At 71.9% G+C, this 17,319-nt stretch carries 14 protein-coding genes; 7 read left to right on the forward strand and 7 right to left on the reverse strand.

The genetic code is table 11. The features are described 5' to 3' along the window. The first annotated feature begins 37 nt into the window (after positions 1–37). Positions 38–517: a redox-sensitive transcriptional activator SoxR gene (gene soxR, locus ACWCWD_RS12580; RefSeq protein WP_450772382.1), complete on the forward strand. Its 480-nt coding sequence runs from the start codon at positions 38–40 to the stop codon at positions 515–517. Positions 518–605: 88 nt separating this feature from the next. Here the strand turns inward: soxR and ACWCWD_RS12585 are convergent, their stop codons facing one another. After that, positions 606–1,217 carry a hypothetical protein gene (locus tag ACWCWD_RS12585; protein ID WP_390964855.1) on the reverse strand — a complete coding sequence of 204 codons (612 nt, stop codon included), beginning with the start codon at positions 1,215–1,217 and terminating at the stop codon, positions 606–608. 327 nt (positions 1,218–1,544) lie between these two features. Between ACWCWD_RS12585 and ACWCWD_RS12590 the strand changes: the two genes are divergently transcribed. Continuing rightward, entirely contained in the window at positions 1,545–4,376 is a 2,832-nt protein-coding gene (locus tag ACWCWD_RS12590; protein WP_450772384.1) for a penicillin acylase family protein, read from the forward strand. An 84-nt stretch (positions 4,377–4,460) separates the two neighbouring features. Here the strand turns inward: ACWCWD_RS12590 and ACWCWD_RS12595 are convergent, their stop codons facing one another. Next, on the reverse strand, positions 4,461–5,300 hold the full coding sequence (locus ACWCWD_RS12595; RefSeq protein WP_450772385.1) for a helix-turn-helix transcriptional regulator: 840 nt from the start codon (positions 5,298–5,300) through the stop codon (positions 4,461–4,463). A gap of 103 nt (positions 5,301–5,403) precedes the next feature. Here ACWCWD_RS12595 and ACWCWD_RS12600 point away from each other — a divergent pair, with 103 nt between their 5' ends. After that, positions 5,404–6,111: an SDR family NAD(P)-dependent oxidoreductase gene (locus ACWCWD_RS12600; RefSeq protein ID WP_450772386.1), complete on the forward strand. Its 708-nt coding sequence runs from the start codon at positions 5,404–5,406 to the stop codon at positions 6,109–6,111. A gap of 54 nt (positions 6,112–6,165) precedes the next feature. Here ACWCWD_RS12600 and ACWCWD_RS12605 read toward each other — a convergent pair whose 3' ends face one another. After that, on the reverse strand, positions 6,166–7,449 hold the full coding sequence (locus tag ACWCWD_RS12605; RefSeq protein ID WP_450772388.1) for an exo-beta-N-acetylmuramidase NamZ family protein: 1,284 nt from the start codon (positions 7,447–7,449) through the stop codon (positions 6,166–6,168). A gap of 204 nt (positions 7,450–7,653) precedes the next feature. Here ACWCWD_RS12605 and ACWCWD_RS12610 point away from each other — a divergent pair, with 204 nt between their 5' ends. The 3 genes from ACWCWD_RS12610 to ACWCWD_RS12620 are packed head-to-tail and all read left to right on the forward strand — an operon-like array spanning position 7,654 to position 10,778. Next, positions 7,654–8,421: an SDR family oxidoreductase gene (locus tag ACWCWD_RS12610; protein WP_450772390.1), complete on the forward strand. Its 768-nt coding sequence runs from the start codon at positions 7,654–7,656 to the stop codon at positions 8,419–8,421. Continuing rightward, positions 8,418–10,148 (forward strand): AMP-binding protein, encoded by a 1,731-nt coding sequence (locus ACWCWD_RS12615; RefSeq protein WP_450772391.1) that lies wholly within the window; start codon positions 8,418–8,420, stop codon positions 10,146–10,148. Before ACWCWD_RS12610 ends, ACWCWD_RS12615 begins: the two co-directional genes overlap by 4 nt. 36 nt (positions 10,149–10,184) lie before the next feature. Next, entirely contained in the window at positions 10,185–10,778 is a 594-nt protein-coding gene (locus ACWCWD_RS12620) for a TetR/AcrR family transcriptional regulator (protein ID WP_450772393.1), read from the forward strand. Between the two features lie 19 nt (positions 10,779–10,797). Here ACWCWD_RS12620 and ACWCWD_RS12625 read toward each other — a convergent pair whose 3' ends face one another. Genes ACWCWD_RS12625 through ACWCWD_RS12635 form a run of 3 tightly spaced genes read right to left on the reverse strand, consistent with a single transcriptional unit; the run spans position 10,798 to position 14,065 of the window. After that, a complete protein-coding gene (locus ACWCWD_RS12625; RefSeq protein ID WP_450772394.1) occupies positions 10,798–11,679 on the reverse strand; it encodes a carbohydrate ABC transporter permease in 882 nt (293 codons plus the stop codon). Beyond that, positions 11,676–12,731 (reverse strand): carbohydrate ABC transporter permease, encoded by a 1,056-nt coding sequence (locus tag ACWCWD_RS12630; protein WP_450772395.1) that lies wholly within the window; start codon positions 12,729–12,731, stop codon positions 11,676–11,678. The genes ACWCWD_RS12625 and ACWCWD_RS12630 overlap by 4 nt, the downstream gene beginning before the upstream one ends. After that, positions 12,728–14,065: an ABC transporter substrate-binding protein gene (locus tag ACWCWD_RS12635; RefSeq protein ID WP_450772397.1), complete on the reverse strand. Its 1,338-nt coding sequence runs from the start codon at positions 14,063–14,065 to the stop codon at positions 12,728–12,730. Before ACWCWD_RS12635 ends, ACWCWD_RS12630 begins: the two co-directional genes overlap by 4 nt. A gap of 605 nt (positions 14,066–14,670) precedes the next feature. Between ACWCWD_RS12635 and ACWCWD_RS12640 the strand changes: the two genes are divergently transcribed. After that, entirely contained in the window at positions 14,671–16,005 is a 1,335-nt protein-coding gene (locus ACWCWD_RS12640) for a M28 family metallopeptidase (RefSeq protein ID WP_450772399.1), read from the forward strand. Between the two features lie 92 nt (positions 16,006–16,097). Here ACWCWD_RS12640 and ACWCWD_RS12645 read toward each other — a convergent pair whose 3' ends face one another. Then, a complete protein-coding gene (locus ACWCWD_RS12645) occupies positions 16,098–17,312 on the reverse strand; it encodes an acyl-CoA dehydrogenase family protein (RefSeq protein WP_450772401.1) in 1,215 nt (404 codons plus the stop codon). Positions 17,313–17,319: the final 7 nt, after the last annotated feature.

Genomic DNA, 17,319 nt, shown 5'->3' on the forward strand with positions numbered 1-17,319 from the left:
GAAGTGGCCGCGCTCCCGCTCCCGTAGATTTCGGGGCGTGCCCCAGATTCCCCAGTCGCTCCACGAGCTCACCGTCGGCCAGCTCGCCGCGCGCAGCGGCGCGGCCGTCTCCGCCCTGCACTTCTACGAGGCCAAAGGGCTGATCACCAGCCGTCGTACCAGCGGCAACCAGCGCCGCTACGACAGGGACGCACTCCGGCGGGTCGCCTTCGTGCGCGCGGCCCAGCGGGTCGGCATCCCGCTGGCCACCATCCGTGAGGCGCTCGCCGAACTGCCGGAGGAGCGCACGCCCACCCGGGAGGACTGGGCCCGTCTGTCGGGGGCGTGGCGCACCGAGCTGGACGAACGCATCAAGCAGCTCGGTCGGCTGCGCGACCATCTGACGGACTGCATCGGCTGCGGCTGCCTCTCGCTGGAGACCTGTGTCCTCTCCAACCCGGACGACATCTCCGGCGAGCGAATGGCCGGTTCCCGGCTGATGCCGGAGCGCCCGGCCGCGCCGGAGACGCGCGACTGACAGCCCGGGCCGGAGGGCGGGCCGGCCCGTCCCGGTCCCTCCCGGTCCTTCCGCGGCCGCGTCTCAGGCCGCCGAGGTCGCCCGCGTCTCAGGCCGCCGAGGTCAGTTGCTGGTGTCCGATCCGGTGGGCCCGGGCCAGGGTTCCCGGCGTCAGCGCCGACGGCGGTACGAGGATGCCGCAGCCTGTGCACACCGGTCCGGACCGGGGCTCGCGCCGCAGGTCCTGGCGCCAGACGATCCGGGTCTCCGCGCAGACCGGGCAAGCCGTGCCGGGCTCCGCGCCGAGCGCCGTGATCAGCCGGAGCAGCACCTCGGGGAGCGGGGCGCTCGGGTGCGTACCGGGGTCGGCGCAGCGGGCCACGCCGTTGCCGCCCCAGATCCGCCGGTGCCAGGCGTCGAAGCCGCCGGGCCTGCGCAGCCCCTCGCGCTTCTCGCGGCGCCGCCGTTCGGCGAACCCCGCCTCGTACGACAGCCAGAGGGCCCGGGCGGCCTCCAGTTCGGTCAGCGCGCCCGTCAGCCGCGCGGGGTCGGGGGCCCGGTCCTCCGGGGCGAACCCGTGCCGGGCGCACAGATGGTCCCAGGTCGCGCGGTGCCCGTAGGGGGCGAAGCGCTCCAGGCATTTGCGCAGCGAATACCGCCGCAGGGCCAGATCGGCCCGGGGGTCTCGGACCTGTCTCGCGAGGCTCCGGAAACCGGCCATGCCACCGCCACCTCCGTCGTTCGGTGTTCCTGTCGTGGAGTGGACGTACGCCTGCCCGTTCTGGTGCCCCCGAAAGATGATTTCCGGCCACGGATCGGACGGTGGTGCGCCGGGTGGTACGCGGCGCGGCGCGAGAGCCGGTACGCGGTGGGTGCACCGGGCAGTACGCGGTGGGGTGCACCGGGCGGTACGCGGGGCCGTGCGAGGGCGCCCGGCGAGGGCTCCGGCGGGGCGGGTGACGATTCGGCAAAGGTGACTGATGCTCACCTTACGGACCCGACTTACCGTCGGTAATCTCCGGCGCATCGGCCTCCCTGAGGAGTACGCATGCCCCCACGTACACGTACCGGCAAGCTCGCCGCGACCTTCGCGGCCGTCCTCGCACTCGGAACCTCCCTGCTGGCGGGATCACTCCCGGCCGGCGCCGCCCAGACCGCGGTCACCGCGGTCACCGACCACTGCGCCGGGCAGTGCGCGGACATCCTGCCGCCCGGCGCGAACGGCAACGCCACCCTCGCCGACATCCTCGGCAACAAGCTCTTCGGCACCCACCCCTCCCACAGCGACGACCAGCTCGACCGCTACACCTCGCTGATCTCCGGCCAGAGCACCCTCACCGACGCCAAGCTGACCGACTTCTTCAACGACGCCTCCTTCGGCGTCCCCTCCGGTCAGGTCGAGTCCACCGTCTCGCCCCGCAGCGACGTCACCATCACCCGGGACAAGAAGACCGGCGTCCCGCACATCGTCGGCACCACCCGCTACGGCACCGAGTTCGGCGCCGGATACGCGGCCGGCCAGGACCGGCTCTGGCTGATGGACCTCTTCCGCCACATCGGACGCGGCGAACTCACCTCCTTCGCCGGCGGGGCGCTGGCCAACCAGGGCCTGGAGCAGCAGTTCTGGCCGCAGGCCCCGTACACCGAGGCCGACCTCCAAGCGCAGGTCGAGCGGATCAGGACCACCGAGGGCACCCGCGGCGAGCTGGCCATGTCGGACGCGCAGGCCTACATCGACGGCATCAACGCCTACAAGGACAAGGCGAAGTCGAGCCGCAACTTCCCCGGCGAGTACGTCCTCACCGGCAAGATCGACTCGATCACCAACGTCGGCGAGATCGTGCCCTTCAAGCTCACCGACCTGATCGCCATCGCCACCGTCGTCGGCGGCCAGTTCGGCGGGGGAGGCGGCGGCGAGGTACAGGCCGCGCTCTCGCTGCTCGCCGCCCAGGAGAAGTACGGCGTCGCCGAGGGCACCCGGGTCTGGGAGTCGTTCCGGCAGCGCGAGGACCCGGAGGCCGTCCTCACCGTGCACGACGGCACCTCCTTCCCGTACGCCCAGAAGCCCGCCACCGCACGCGGCACCGCCCTCCCCGACAAGGGCTCCGTCACCGCCGAACCCCTGATCTACGACCGCACCGGCTCCGCGGGCACCAACCTCAAGGCCCCGGTCGCCGCGCCCGCCGCGCTCAAGCCGCTCCAGGGCGTCTTCGACGACGGTGTCATCCCCGAAGGGACCCTGCCCGGCTCCGGCACCGACGCCCAGAAGCGCGGCATGTCCAACGCCCTGGTGGTCTCCGGCTCCCGCACCGCCAGCGGGAACCCGGTCGCCGTCTTCGGACCCCAGACCGGCTACTTCGCCCCGCAGCTGATGATGCTCCAGGAGATCCAGGGACCCGGCATCAGCGCCCGGGGCGTCTCCTTCGCGGGCGTCGGCATGTACGTCCAGATGGGACGCGGCGAGGACTACGCCTGGAGCGCCACCTCCGCCGCCCAGGACATCACCGACACCTACGCCGTCCCGCTCTGCGAGGCGAGCGGCGCCACCCCGACGAAGAACTCCGCCTCCTACCTCTACCGGGGCACCTGCACGCCCATGGAGAAGATGGAGCGCGTCAACTCCTGGAAGCCCAGCACCGCCGACTCCACCGCCGCCGGCTCCTACCGGATGCAGGTCTGGCGCACCAACTACGGCATCGTCACCCACCGCGCCACGGTGGGCGGCAAACCCGTCGCGTACACCTCGCTGCGCACCACCTACCGCCACGAGGCCGACTCCATCATCGGCTTCCAGATGCTCAACGACCCCGCGTACGTGACCGACGCGGCCTCCTTCCAGCAGGCCGCGAGCAACATCGACTACGCCTTCAACTGGTTCTACGCGGACTCCCGCACCACTGCCTACTACAACAGCGGCATGAACCCGGAGCGGGCCGAGGGCGTGGACCCGGCGCTGCCGATCGCGGCGGACCGGGCGTACGAATGGCAGAACTTCGACCCCACGGCGAACACCGCCACCTACACGTCCTTCGCCGCGCACCCGCACTCCAGCGGCCAGGACTACTACGTCTCCTGGAACAACCGGCAGGCCAAGGGGTACGCCTCCGCGGGCTTCGGGTTCGGCGCCGTGCACCGGGCCGACCTGCTCGACGACCGGGTCTCCGCGCTGGTCGCCCAGGGCGGCGTCACCCGCGCCTCCCTGACCAGGGCGATGGAGCAGGCCGCCGTCACCGACCTGCGGGGTGAGCAGCTGCTGCCCGAGCTGCTGAAGATCATCCGATCCCAGCCCGTCACCGACACCGCCCTCGACGCGGTCGTCAAGCAACTGGAGACCTGGCAGGCGGCCGGCGCCCAGCGCAAGGAGACGGCCGCGGGCTCGGGGACGTACGCCAACGCCGACGCCGTACGCGTCATGGACGCCTGGTGGCCCGCGCTGATGGACGCGGAGTTCCGGCCCGGCCTCGGCGACGCGCTCTACGACGCCCTGGCCGTGAACCTCGCGGTGGACGAGTCCCCCGCCGCCAGCCACGGACCCAGCGGCGCGCACAGTGGCTCCGCCTTCCAGTACGGCTGGTGGGCCTTCGCCGACAAGGACCTGCGCCAGGTCCTCGGCGAGAACGTCCAGGGGCCGCTGGCCCACACCTACTGCGGCAACGGTGTCCTCGCCACCTGCCGCGACGCCCTGCTCACCACCCTGAAGCAGGCCGCCGCCAAGCCCGCCACCACCGTCTACCCGGGCGACGACAACTGCGCGGCGGGCAACCAGTGGTGCAGCGACGCGATCATCCACCGCGCGCTGGGCGGGATCACCCAGAAGACGATCCCGTGGCAGAACCGGCCGACCTACCAGCAGGTCGTGGAGTTCCCCTCGCACCGGTAGGGGAGCGGAACGGAACGCACAGGCGGTCCCGGTGCGGGGGTGTGGCCCACCCCTTCACCGGGACCGCGCGTCCGCGCGCGGGGGTCAGCCGACCGCCGGTGTGCCGAGGAGGGTGAGGAGTGCCAGGCGTTCGGCGTCCTCGGTGCGCGGCTCGGCCGTGTAGACCATCACGCGCAGATCGTCCCCGGCGACGGTGAGCACGTCGCAGTCGAGGGTGAGGGTTCCCACGTCGGGATGGTCGATCGTCTTCCGGGCCGACTCGTGGGTACCGACCGCCCCCGAGTCCCACAGCTCGGCGAACCGGGCGCTGCCCGCCCGCAGTTCCACCAGGAGGCTGGCGAGCCGTGGATCGCCCGGATAGCGGGCGGCGGCCGTGCGCAGGTCCGCGACCAGTACCGTTTCGAGCTTCCGCCGCTCCTCCGGGGTCTGGCGGACCCGGCTCGTGCCGGGGCCCAGCAGATTGCGCCAGACCCCGTTGCGCTCGTGGCCGCGCCACCCGGCCGGGTCGCCCATCAGCGCCGCGTACGGCGGGTTGGCCAGGAGCAGCGTCCAGGTGGCGTCGTACACCGCGACCGCGGTGCCGGTGAGCCGGTCGAGCAGCCGGTGGACGCTGGGCGAGATGCGGGTGGGTACGGTGCCGGGACCGGGCGGCGCGAGACCGGCCAGCCGGAAGAGGTGCTCGCGTTCCGCCCCCGACAGCCGCAGGGCCCCGGCGAGGGCTTCCACGATCTGCCCGGACGGGTGGGTGGCCCGGCCCTGTTCGAGGCGGGTCACGTAGTCGGCGGAGATCCCGGCGAGTATCGCCAGCTCCTCGCGCCGCAGCCCCGCCGCACGCCGGTGGCCACCGGGTACCAGCCCCGCGGCCTCGGGCGGCACCCGGTCGCGCCAGCGGCGCACCGCCTGCCCGAACTCCGCCTTCGCCATGCCCACCAGTGTGCACCGGCGCCCGCCCGTCTTCCTGGTACCGCCGGTCCCAGGAAGACGGGACGTCTGGCAGGCACCCCGGCCGGGCCGGACAGTGGGAGGCATGACGAAGACACTGATCACCGGAGCGAACAAGGGTCTCGGCTTCGAGACCGCCCGCCGGCTCGTCGCCGCCGGGCACACCGTGTACCTGGGCAGCCGCGACGCCGAACGAGGCAGGCGGGCGGCCGAACGGATCGGCGCCAGGCTCGTCCTCATCGACGTGACCGACGACGCCTCGGTCGAGGCCGCGGCGAAGACGATCGAGGACGGGGGCGGACTCGACGTACTGATCAACAACGCCGGGATCGAGGGACGTACCCCGGACGGAGGCGTCCTCGGCGCGGGCGCTGAGACGGCCGATTCGATGCGGACGATCCTGGAGACGAACGTGCTGGGCACCGTGCGGGTCACCCACGCCTTCCTGCCCCTGCTGGAACGCTCAGCCGCCCCGGTCGTGGTCAACCTCAGCAGCGGCCTCGCCTCGCTGGAGCGGATGGCCACCCCGGGCAACCCGGCCTCCGCGTACCCGGGCGTCGCCTACCCGGCGTCCAAGGCCGCGGTCAACATGATCACCGTGCAGTACGCCAAGGCGTTCCCCGGGATGCGGATCAACGCGGTGGAGCCCGGCTACACCGCCACCGACCTCAACGCGCGCACCGGCACCCAGACCGTGGAGGAGGGCGCGGAGATCATCGTGCGGATGGCGCTGGTGGGCCCGGACGGCCCGACCGGCGGCTACTTCGACGCGGAGGGCCCGCTGCCCTGGTGAGACCCGGGCCGGGCGGGGGAGCCGAGCGCTTCCCCGGACCCGGACCGCGTCCGCTCACCCCCCGTACAGCAGGTACTTCTTCCGCTTGGCCCGGAAGGCCGCGAGGTCCGAACGCCAGGCGGCCACCACCTCGTCGGTGTCCGCGCCCGCGTCGATCATGGTGCGGACCCGGGTGTTGCCGGTCAGCTTGTCGATCCAGTTGTCGGCCCGCCAGGCGAAGCCGCTCCAGGTCGCCTTGGCGGTCACCAGCAGCGCGATGCCGGTGCGTACCGGGTCGAAGACCTCGCGGTCGTCCACGTGGAGCTGCACCCCGCCGACCGTGACTCCGGAGAACTTGGAGAAGGTCGGCGCGAAGTACGCCTCGCGGAAGCGGACCCCGGGCAGCTCCAGCGCGTTGGCGGCGGCTGCCCAGCGGTGGTCGATCCCGGCCGCCCCGAGCAGCTCGAACGGACGGGTGGTGCCGCGCCCCTCGGAGAGGTTCGTCCCCTCGAAGAGGCAGGTGCCGGAGTAGACGAGCGCGGTGTCCGCCGTCGGCATGTTGGGGCTCGGCGGCACCCACGGCAGGCCCGTCGCGTCGAAGAAGTCGGAGCGCCGCCACCCCGACATCGTCACCGTGTCCAGATCCACCGGACGCGCGGAGAAGAACTCGGTGTTGAAGAAGAGCGCCAGCTCGGCGACGGTCATCCCGTGCGCCTGGGCGATCTCACGCCGCCCGACGAAGGTCCCGAACGCCGGGTCGAGCACGGGACCGAGCGCCGCACGCCCGGTGACCGGGTTCGGCCGGTCCAGGACGACGAACCGCTTGCCCGCGAGCGCCGCCGCCTCCATGCAGTCGTACAGCGTCCAGATGTACGTGTAGAAACGGGCGCCCGCGTCCTGGATGTCGAAGACGACCGTGTCCACGCCGGAGGCCGTGAACACGTCGGCGAGCGGCTGGCCGTTCTTCAGATACGTGTCGTAGACCGGCAGTCCGGTCGCCGGGTCGTCGTAGCGCCCCTCGGATCCGCCCGCCTGGGCGGTGCCCCGGAAGCCGTGCTCCGGGCCGAAGACGGCGGTGAGGTTCACCCGGTCGTCGGCGTGCATGACGTCCACGATGTGGCGCACGTCGGAGGTGATGCCGGTGGGGTTGGTGACGATGCCCACGCGTTCGCCGGCCAGCAGCCGGTAGCCGTCGGCGGCCAGCCGGTCGAAGCCGGTACGGACCGGCCCGCGCCCGCCGCGCCCGGGGCCGGTGCCGTGGCCGCCCGCGGCGGCCGCCGTACCCCCGCCGGCGGCGGTCACCGCGAGGGCTCCCAGGCCCCCGCCCGCCGCCAGTACACCCCGTCTGGTCAGGCTCATCCAGCCACCTCCATGATCGCGCGGACTGTCATGGGCATGCACGCTAGCGCGCGCGGGGCCCGTACGGAACGATCTCGGGCGGGCGGATTCACAAGCCCCGCCCGCGTCGGCTGGGCAGAACACCAGACCTTCCCGCGCCCCCTTCCCCGATCACATACCGACTGGTTAGTCTGCTGGGGAAGTCGTGCAGAGAGGCAGGACCCGATGAGTACGGTGCAAGGTGCCGGCGTAGTGGTCACGGGAGCCGGAGGCGGCATCGGCGCCGCCCTGGCCCGGAGATTCGCCGCCGAGGGTGCGCGGGTGGTCGTCAACGACCTCGACGCCGCACGGATCGAGCCGCTCGCCCGGGAGATCGGCGGCACCGCGATCGCCGGGGACGCCTCCGGGATCGTGGACGCCGCCCGGGACGCCCTCGGCGGCACCGTCGACGTGTTCTGCGCCAACGCCGGACTCGCCTCGCCCGGTGACGTCTTCGCCGACGAGGAGGTGTGGGCCGCCGCCTGGGACGTCAACGTGATGGCCCACGTCCGCGCGGCCCGGGCCCTGCTGCCCGAGTGGCTGGAGCGCGGCAGCGGCCGGTTCGTCACCACCGCCTCCGCCGCGGGTCTGCTCACCATGATCGGCGCCGCGCCCTACAGTGTCAGCAAGCACGGGGCCGTCGCCTTCGCCGAATGGCTCTCGCTCACCTACCGCCACCGGGGGATCAAGGTCCACGCGATCTGCCCGCAGGGCGTACGGACCGACATGCTCACCGCCGCCGGATCCGCCGGCGAGCTCGTCCTCGCCCCCACCGCCATCGAGCCGGACGCCGTCGCCGACGCCCTCTTCGACGCGATCGGCAAGGACCGCTTCCTCGTCCTGCCGCATCCCGAGGTGGCCGACTACTACCGGGCCCGGGCGAGCGACCCGGACCACTGGATCGGCGGCATGAACAAACTCCAGCGCACCTGGGAGAAGGGGACCCGCGCATGACCACCACCCCGGACACGAGCACCCCGGACACGGCCACCCCGGCCACGAACGTGCCGGACCCGACCGCCGCGGCCCCCTCCCCGTACGCCGCGAAGCCCTGGACCGGGCTGCTCTCCGCGACGCAGCTCACCCCGACCGAGCCCGCCGAGACGGTGGTGCACGCCTTCCGGGACGCCGTCGCCCGCGCCCCCGGACACACCGCCCTCGCCTACTTCGACGGACGGCTCGGCTACCGCGAGACCGACGAGCTGAGCGACTCCGTCGCCGGACACCTCGCCGCCCGGGGCCTGCGGCGCGGCGACCGCGTCGCGATCATGCTCCAGAACACCCCGCACTTCGTCCTCGCCCTGCTCGGCGCGTGGAAGGCGGGCGCCACCGTCGTACCGCTCAACCCCATGTACAAGGCCGGCGAGGTCGCGCACGTCCTGGCGGACGCCGGAGTGACCGCGCTGTTCTGCTCGGACCGGGCCTGGGAGTCGTACCTGCGCGACACCGCGGCCGCCGCGCCCGGGGTCACGATCGCCGTCACCGCCTGCGAGCTCGACCTCCAGACCGAGAACGACCCACGTGTCCTCGGCTTCGAGCGGCTGCCGGTCCCCGGCGACACCGACGACCTGGTGACCGTCGCCCGCAAGGGGCTCCCCGCCCCCGAGGACCGTGAGCTCACCGCCGCCGACACCGCGCTGATCAGCTACACCTCCGGCACCAGTGGCAAGCCCAAGGGGGCGATGAACTCCCACGGCAACGTCATGGTCAACGCCGAACGCCAGCGCAAGGACCACCCGGTCCCCGAGGGCGCCGCCTACTTCGCCCTCGCCCCGCTCTTCCACATCACCGGCATGGTCTGCCAGCTCGCCGCCTGCCTCGCCAACGCCGGCACCCTGGTGCTCGCCTACCGGTTCGAGGCGAGTGTGGTCCTCGAAGCCTTCGCCACCCACCGCCCCGCCTACACCGTCGGCCCGTCCACCGCCTTCATGGCGCTCGCCGCCCACCCCGACGCCACCCCCGCCCATTTCGAGTCCTTCGCGGTGATCTCCTCCGGCGGCGCACCGCTGCCGCCCGCGCTGGTGGAGAAGTTCCGGGCGGGCTTCGGCCCGTACATCCGCAACGGCTACGGCCTCACCGAGTGCACCGCCCCCTGCGCCGCCGTTCCCCCGCACCGGGAGGCACCCGTCGACCCCGTCTCCGGCACCCTGTCGGTCGGCGTGCCGAGCCAGGACACCCTCGTCCGCATCCTCGACGAGACCGGCGCGGAGGTGCCGCTCGGCGAGCAGGGCGAGATCGCGGTGCGCGGCCCCCAGGTCGTGTCGGGGTACTGGAACCTCCCCGAGGCCACCGCCGCCGCCTTCCCCGACGGCGAACTGCGCACCGGCGACATCGGCTTCATGGACCGCCAGGGCTGGCTCTACGTGGTGGACCGCAAGAAGGACATGATCAACGCCTCCGGGTTCAAGGTCTGGCCCCGCGAGGTGGAGGACGTCCTCTACACGCACCCCGCCGTACGCGAGGCCGCCGTCGTCGGCGTTCCCGACGCCTACCGCGGCGAGACCGTCCGCGCCTACGTCAGCCTCCGGCCGGGTGCCGAGGTGGGGCCGGACGAACTGGGCGCGTACTGCAAGGAACGCCTCGCCGCGTACAAGTACCCGCGCCAGGTCGAGATCCTGCCCGAGCTGCCGAAGACGGCGAGTGGGAAGATCCTCAGGCGGGAACTGCGTTCACCGCGTTAGACAGGTTCACGGTGGGAAGAAGGGCAGGTGGCGGCGATGGCCAAGGCTAGGGAAGGGAATGGGGTCCCCGTTCCCCAACGGCTGCTGGCCGCCGCCACCCGCCTCTTCGCGGAACAGGGGTACGACCGCACCTCCGTCCAGGAGATCGTCGAGGCCGCCGGGGTCACCAAGGGCGCCCTGTACCACTACTTCGGCTCCAAGGAGGACCTCCTCCACGAGGTCTACGCCCGGGTGCTCCGCCTCCAGCAGGAGCGCCTCGACGCCTTCGCCGACGCCGACGAACCGGTGCAGAAGCGGCTGCGCGACGCGGCCGCCGACGTGGTCGTGACGACCATCGAGAACCTCGACGACGCCTCGATCTTCTTCCGCTCCATGCACCACCTGAGCCCGGAGAAGAACAAGCAGGTACGCGTCGAACGCCGCCGCTACCACGAGCGCTTCCGCGCCCTGATCGAGGAGGGCCAGCGGTCCGGCGTCTTCTCCCTCGCCAGCCCCGCCGACCTCGTGGTCGACTACCACTTCGGCTCGATCCACCACCTCTCGACCTGGTACCGCCCCGACGGGCCGCTCACCAAGCAGGAAGTGGCCGACCACCTCGCGGACCTGCTGCTGAGGGCGCTGCGGCCGTAAGACCGAGTCGCCGGGGCGCTCAGCCCTTGAGCCCCCCGGCGAACCCCTTGATGACGTACCGCTGGAGCAGCAGGAACACCACGAGGACCGGCAGCGCGGCCAGGACGAGCCCGGCGAAGACGAGCCCGTAGTCCGACACGTACTGGCCGACGAAGGAGAACACCCCCACCGGCACGGTCTCCCTGGCCGACCCGCCCAGGTAGAGCAGCGGGGTGAAGAAGTCGTTCCAGACGAAGACGGCGTTCAGGATGATCACCGTGCCGGTGATCGGCCGCAGCAGCGGGAACACAATCCGGGTGAACGCCTGCCGGTGGTCGCACCCGTCGATCAGCGCGGCCTGCGCGTAGTCGGCGGGCAGGGTGCGGATGAAACCGGTGTAGAGGAACACGGTGAACGGCAGCTGGATGCCGGTGTAGAACAGCACCATTCCCTGGTACGTACCGAGCCAGCCGAGACTGTCGACCAGCTTGTACAGCGGGATCATCCCCAGCTGGAACGGCAGCACGATCCCCAGCAGGAAGAGGATGTACAGCCCGTACCCGAGCCCCTGGGCCCGGCGGGCCAGGAAGTACGCGCCCGTCGAGCCGACCACCACGAGCAGCACCAGGCTCAGGGTGGTGATCACCGCGCTGTTGACGAGCGCCGGACCCAGCGAGGCGGACGACCAGGCGTGGGTGAAGTTGTGCGCGGTGGGCGGGGCGGGCAGGCCCAGCGGGGAGTCGGCGATCTGCCGGGGCTCCTTGAGCGCCAGCGTGATCAGCGCGTACACCGGGAAGAGGAAGAGGACCGCGACGGCGACCATCACCAGCTCCAGGGCGTAGCTCCCGTACCGGGCGCGGCGGCGGACGGACTTCACGGACCGTGCCTGCTTCGCGGACCTGGCGGGCGTCGGACGGGTCACGCGGTCACCTCCCGCGCCCGCAGGAAGCGGAGCTGGACCAGCGAGACCGCCGCGACGAAGAGCGCGAGCACCAGGGCCACGGCGGTGCTGTAGCCGAACTTGCCGTACACGAAAGCCTCCTTGAAGAGGGCCGTCGACAGGGTCTCGCTGGCGGTGCCGGGACCGCCGTTGGTGGCCGCGTACACCTGGTCGAAGAGCTTCAGACCGCCGATGGTCGACAGCATGAGGTTGACGGTCAGCGCCGGGGCGAGCATCGGCCAGGTGACGTACCGGAACCGCTGCCAGGTCCCGGCGCCGTCGATCTTCGCCGCCTCGTGGAGCTCGGGCGGCACCCCCTGGAGCCCGGCGAGGAAGATGACCATCGAGTACCCGGCGTACTGCCAGACCACCATCGCGGCCACCGACCAGAGCGCCAGCGACGGATCGCCCAGCCAGTCCTGCCGCAGGGCGCCGAGGCCGACGGCCCCCAGCAGGCCGTTGAGCCCGGCGGTCGGCTCGGGGTTGTAGACGTACTTCCACAGGAACGCGACCATCACCGGACTGACGACCGCGGGGGCGAAGAAGACCACCCGCAGCAGCGACTTGCTCCGGATGTTGGTATCGACCCCCAGCGCGAGCAGCAGACCCACGACGTTCTGCACGACGACCACGGCGACGGTCAGCAGCAGCGTGTTCACCACCGAGTCCAGGGTCCGCTGGTCGTCCAGGAGCGCCCGGAAGTTCGCCAGACCGACGAACGAGGCGTCGCCGATGCCGGACCAGTCGGTGAAGGCGTACGCCACGCCCGCGATGCTCGGGTAGAGCACCACGAGCGCGTACACCAGCAGCGCGGGGACCACGAACCCCCAGGGCGGGACCGTGAGATCACGGCTCGGGCGCGTACGGGCGCGGGGGCGGGCCGGTGGCTGGGGCGGCGGGATCGGGATCGTGGGCGGGGTCTTCCCGGGGCGGCCCCTGGGCCCGGTCTTCCCGGGGTGAGCCCCGGGCCCGGTCTCACCGGGCCGGGTCCCCTCGGGCTCGATCTCTTCGGGCTGGGGGAGCGAGCGGCTCATGAGGCCCTCCGGTAGGCGTCGTCCATCTGCCCGAGCGCGCCCCGGACGTCCGTCTCGCCGGACAGCAGATCCTGTACGGCCGCGAAGTGCGCGGGCTGCACCTCGGCGTTGGGCCACCGCTGGTCCATGAACGGCACGGCGCGGCCTCCGTCCACGATCGGCAGGAAGGGCTCCAGGACCGGGTCGACGGCGGTGGACGCGTTCCGGCGGAAGGGGATCGCGAAGACGGCGGACGCCCAGCGGTCGATGTTCTCCTGCTTCCCGAGGAACGCGATGAAGTCCGCCGCCCGGGGGTCCCGTTTCGCCCGTACGGAGACGCCGAGGCCGACCACGATCCCGGCCGGGATCCACAGCCGCGCCGGATCGTCGCCGCCGGGGAAGGGGAACATCGCCAGGTCCTCCGGGCTCCCGGTGGCCTCCCGGAACACCCCGAGCACCGCGGAGACCTGGACGGCCATCGCCGCCTTCCCGGTGGCGACCATCGCGGTCTGCTGCTCGAACGTGGTGCCGTTGGGGTTGTCGTTGAAGAAACCTTTGCGCTGGAGCTCCTGGTACCGGCCCAGGGCATCGGCCCAGCCGGAGTCCCGGAAGGACGTCCGGCCGGCAGCCATGTCGTCGTCGAACCGGGCGTTGTGCGCGTAGACGGCGTTGGGCACCAGCGCGTAACTGATCAGCTGCGTCACCCACGGCGTCTGCGCGCCGAGCGCGATCGGCACGACGCCCCGCGCCCTGAGCCTCGTACAGACGGCGAGCAGCTCCTTCCAGGTCGAGGGCGGCTCGACACCGGCGCGGGCGAAGACCTTCTTGTTGTAGATCGCGCCGATCAGGCAGCTGCCCGCCGAGTAGAGGTAGGTGTGCCCCTCGTACCGGTAGGCCGTGCCGAAGGCCGCCGGGATGTTCGCCGCCCACGGCTGCGTACTGAGATCGGTGAGCAGCCCGGCCCTGGCCAGCTCGACCATGGACATCGCGCTGCCGCTGCCCGGGTACACCGCGTGCACGTCCGGGGCGTTGCCCCCGGCGAGCTGGGTGCGGACCACGGTCTGCATCTGCTCGGTGGGCGCGAACGAGGTGGTGAAGGACTCCCCGGGTCTGCTCCTGCGGTAGAGCTTCAGCAGCTCCTCCACCGGCTGCTGCTGGTCGGTGACCCCCACGATCCGCAGCCCGTCGCCGGAGCCGCCCGAGCATCCGGAGAGCACCGGCGTCAGCGCGGCGGCCGCCGCGATCCCGCCGCCGGCCCGCAGGAACCCCCGGCGGCCGCACGCGGGGGTGCCGCCCCAGCGGCCGGCGGCGCCGGTGCGAGCTGTGGTGCCTTCGTGGCCCTGACCCGTGGTCATGCGTGCCCTCCTGCCGAGGCGGTACGAGCCGGACGGCCGACCCGCCCTCCGGGCCCTCCCGCGCCGCGCGGGCCGAACCCGGGCCCCGGATCGCACGCGTGGACGGACACGACGGCATGGCGTCCGGCGCCTTTCGGGGGCATCCGGCCGAAAACTCTCGCCGTACCTTCGCAGCCGACCGCTCGCGCGCCGGGCAGCGACACGGAGCGGGCTTCCGCACGGGTGAGCCGCCGAGGAGGGCGGCCGGGAACGCGGGAGCGCGGGAGCGCGGCGGGCCGTCCGCCGTGACCGGTGGGCGAACCACGTAACGCCCCAACCTGCGGCGTCCGTTGACCGAACAGTCATGTCCGGTTCTTGCTCTTGACCGTGTACGGCTAACTGGCTGAATATCGGTCACGCACCGGCGTGCCCGGAACTCCGCACGCCGCGCCGCACCCGCACACGTACACCGCACGCCGCACCCGTACACCGCACACGTACGCCGCACGCGCGCCCGCACGCCGCATCGCACCGCGCACCACCAGCTCCAGGTCCGGCCGGGGGTACCGCCCCGGCCGGATACCCCCCGCGCCTTCCGTCACCTTTCACGGAAATCGGAGCATGTGATGAGACCGGTCCTGCGCAGAACCCTGCCCTCCGCCGCCGCCCTCGCGGTGGCCTCCCTGTTCGTGACGACGGGGGCCGCGCACTCCGCGGCCCCCGTCGTCGTACCCGCCCCCGCGACGGTGACGGCGGTCGCCGCCCCCGACATCCCGCTCGCCAACGTCAAGGCCCACCTGACCCAGCTCCAGTCGATCGCCACCGCCAACGGCGGCAACCGCGCCCACGGCCGTACCGGCTACAAGGCGTCCGTCGACTACGTGAAGGCGAAGCTCGACGCCGCCGGATACACCACCACCCTCCAGCAGTTCACCTCCAGCGGCTCCACCGGCTACAACCTGGTCGCGGACTGGCCGGGCGGCGACACCTCGAAGGTCCTGATGGCGGGGGCCCACCTGGACTCGGTGACCGCCGGCGCCGGGATCAACGACAACGGCTCCGGCTCGGCCGCCGTACTGGAGACCGCACTCGCCGTCTCCCGGGCCGGCTACCAGCCGGACAAGCACCTCCGCTTCGCCTGGTGGGGCGCGGAGGAGCTGGGCATGGTCGGGTCGAAGTACTACGTCAACAATCTGGCGGCCACCGAACGCGCCAAGCTCACCGGCTACCTCAACTTCGACATGATCGGCTCGCCCAACCCCGGCTACTTCGTCTACGACGACGACCCGACGATCGAGCAGACCTTCAAGGACTACTACGCGGGCCTCTCGATAGCGACCGAGATCGAGACCGAGGGCGACGGCCGCTCCGACCATGCGCCCTTCAAGACGGCGGGCGTCCCGGTCGGCGGACTCTTCTCCGGCGCCGACTACATCAAGACCGCCGCGCAGGCGCAGAAGTGGGGCGGCACCTCGGGCCTGGCCTTCGACCGCTGCTACCACGCCTCCTGCGACAGCTCCGTCAACATCGACGACACCGCACTCGACCGCAACAGCGACGCCATCGCCTACGCGGTCTGGAACCTCTCGGCCGCCACGGCCACCCCGCCGGCCGGGACGGTGTTCACCAACGCCACGGACGTGACCGTGCCGGACAACGGCGCTGCCGTCACCTCCGCCATCACCGTCTCCGGGCGCACCGGCAACGCGCCCGCCACCCTCAAGGTGGACGTGGACATCCGGCACACCTGGCGCGGTGACCTCGTGGTCGACCTGGTGGCACCGGACGGCACCGCCTACCGGCTGAAGAGCGCGAGCAGCAGCGACTCGGCGGACAACGTCGTGGCCACCTACACCGTCAACGCCTCGTCCGAAGTCGCCAACGGAGTCTGGAAGTTGAAGGTGCAGGACACGGCGTCCTCCGACACCGGGTACATCAACAGCTGGTCACTGACCTTCTGATCCCCGGCATCCGGCGGACACCGACCGGCGGTCCGGTGCGCGGAGCCCACACGCCCCGCGCACCGGCCGTCCGGCTTCTGCGGCACCCGTCGTCAGAGGTACTTCTTGATCTCCCGCCGCGCCAGCGAACGCTGGTGCACCTCGTCCGGCCCGTCCGCCAGGCGCAAGGTCCGCGCGGAAGCCCAGAGTTCGGCGAGCGGGAAGTCCTGGCTCACGCCCCCGGCGCCGTGCAACTGGACCGCGTCGTCGAGGATGCCGAGCACCGCGCGGGGCGTGGCGATCTTGATGGCCTGGATCTCGGTGTGCGCTCCCCGGTTGCCCACGGTGTCCATCAGCCACGCCGTCTTCAGTACCAGAAGCCGCAGTTGCTCGACGGTCACCCGGGCGTCCGCGATCCAGTTCTGCACCACGCCCTGCTGGGCGAGCGGCTTGCCGAAGGCCGTACGGGAGACCGCGCGGCGGCACATCAGCTCGATCGCGCGCTCCGCCATGCCGATCAGCCGCATGCAGTGGTGGATGCGCCCCGGGCCGAGCCGCGCCTGGGCGATGCCGAAACCGCCGCCCTCCTCGCCGATCAGATTGGCCACCGGCACGCGGACGTCGGTGAAGACGAGTTCGGCGTGTCCGCCGTGCCAGTGGTCCTCGTACCCGTACACCCGCATGGCGCGGCGCACTTCGAGGCCGGGGGTGTCGCGCGGGACCAGGATCATCGACTGCTGGCGACGGATGTCCTCGCCGTCCGGGTCGGTCTTGCCCATCACGATGAAGATCGCGCAGTCCGGGTTCATCGCCCCGGAGATGTACCACTTGCGACCGTTGATGACGTAGTCGTCGCCGTCGCGCGTGATCCGGGTCTCGATGTTGGTCGCGTCGGAGGACGCCACCTCGGGCTCCGTCATGGCGAACCCCGAACGGATCTCGCCCGCCAGCAGCGGCTCCAGCCACTGCTTCTTCTGCGCGTCCGTACCGAACTGGTGGAGCACCTCCATGTTCCCGGTGTCCGGCGCCGCGCAGTTCAGCGCGGTCGGCGCCAACTGCGGCGAGCGGCCGCTGATTTCGGCGAGCGGCGCGTACTGGAGGTTGGTCAGCCCCGCGCCGTGCTCGGCGTCCGGCAGGAAGAGGTTCCACAGACCCTGGCGGCGCGCCTCGGCCTTCAGCTCCGCCACCACCGGAGGGGTCTCCCAGGGCGAGGCGAGCCGTGCCCGCTGCTCCTCGGCGGTCTTCTCCGCCGGGTGGACGTGCTCGTCCATGAAGGTGAGCAGCCTGGTGCGCAGCTCCTCGGTGCGGGCGTCGAATGCGAAGTCCATGCGGGTG

The sequence above is a fragment of the Streptomyces sp. NPDC001493 genome, from assembly GCF_053597235.1.

Bases quoted from the DNA above. Each gene is read 5' to 3' on its own strand.
- ACWCWD_RS12630 (WP_450772395.1), bottom strand. From the start codon at position 12,731: ATGAGCCGCTCGCTCCCCCAGCCCGAAGAGATCGAGCCCGAGGGGACC.
- ACWCWD_RS12590 (WP_450772384.1), top strand. From the start codon at position 1,545: ATGCCCCCACGTACACGTACCGGCAAGCTCGCCGCGACCTTCGCGGCC.
- ACWCWD_RS12640 (WP_450772399.1), top strand. From the start codon at position 14,671: ATGAGACCGGTCCTGCGCAGAACCCTGCCCTCCGCCGCCGCCCTCGCG.
- ACWCWD_RS12645 (WP_450772401.1), bottom strand. From the start codon at position 17,312: ATGGACTTCGCATTCGACGCCCGCACCGAGGAGCTGCGCACCAGGCTG.
- ACWCWD_RS12585 (WP_390964855.1), bottom strand. From the start codon at position 1,217: ATGGCCGGTTTCCGGAGCCTCGCGAGACAGGTCCGAGACCCCCGGGCC.
- ACWCWD_RS12605 (WP_450772388.1), bottom strand. From the start codon at position 7,449: ATGAGCCTGACCAGACGGGGTGTACTGGCGGCGGGCGGGGGCCTGGGA.
- ACWCWD_RS12620 (WP_450772393.1), top strand. From the start codon at position 10,185: ATGGCCAAGGCTAGGGAAGGGAATGGGGTCCCCGTTCCCCAACGGCTG.
- ACWCWD_RS12615 (WP_450772391.1), top strand. From the start codon at position 8,418: ATGACCACCACCCCGGACACGAGCACCCCGGACACGGCCACCCCGGCC.
- ACWCWD_RS12635 (WP_450772397.1), bottom strand. From the start codon at position 14,065: ATGACCACGGGTCAGGGCCACGAAGGCACCACAGCTCGCACCGGCGCC.
- ACWCWD_RS12595 (WP_450772385.1), bottom strand. From the start codon at position 5,300: ATGGCGAAGGCGGAGTTCGGGCAGGCGGTGCGCCGCTGGCGCGACCGG.
- ACWCWD_RS12600 (WP_450772386.1), top strand. From the start codon at position 5,404: ATGACGAAGACACTGATCACCGGAGCGAACAAGGGTCTCGGCTTCGAG.
- ACWCWD_RS12610 (WP_450772390.1), top strand. From the start codon at position 7,654: ATGAGTACGGTGCAAGGTGCCGGCGTAGTGGTCACGGGAGCCGGAGGC.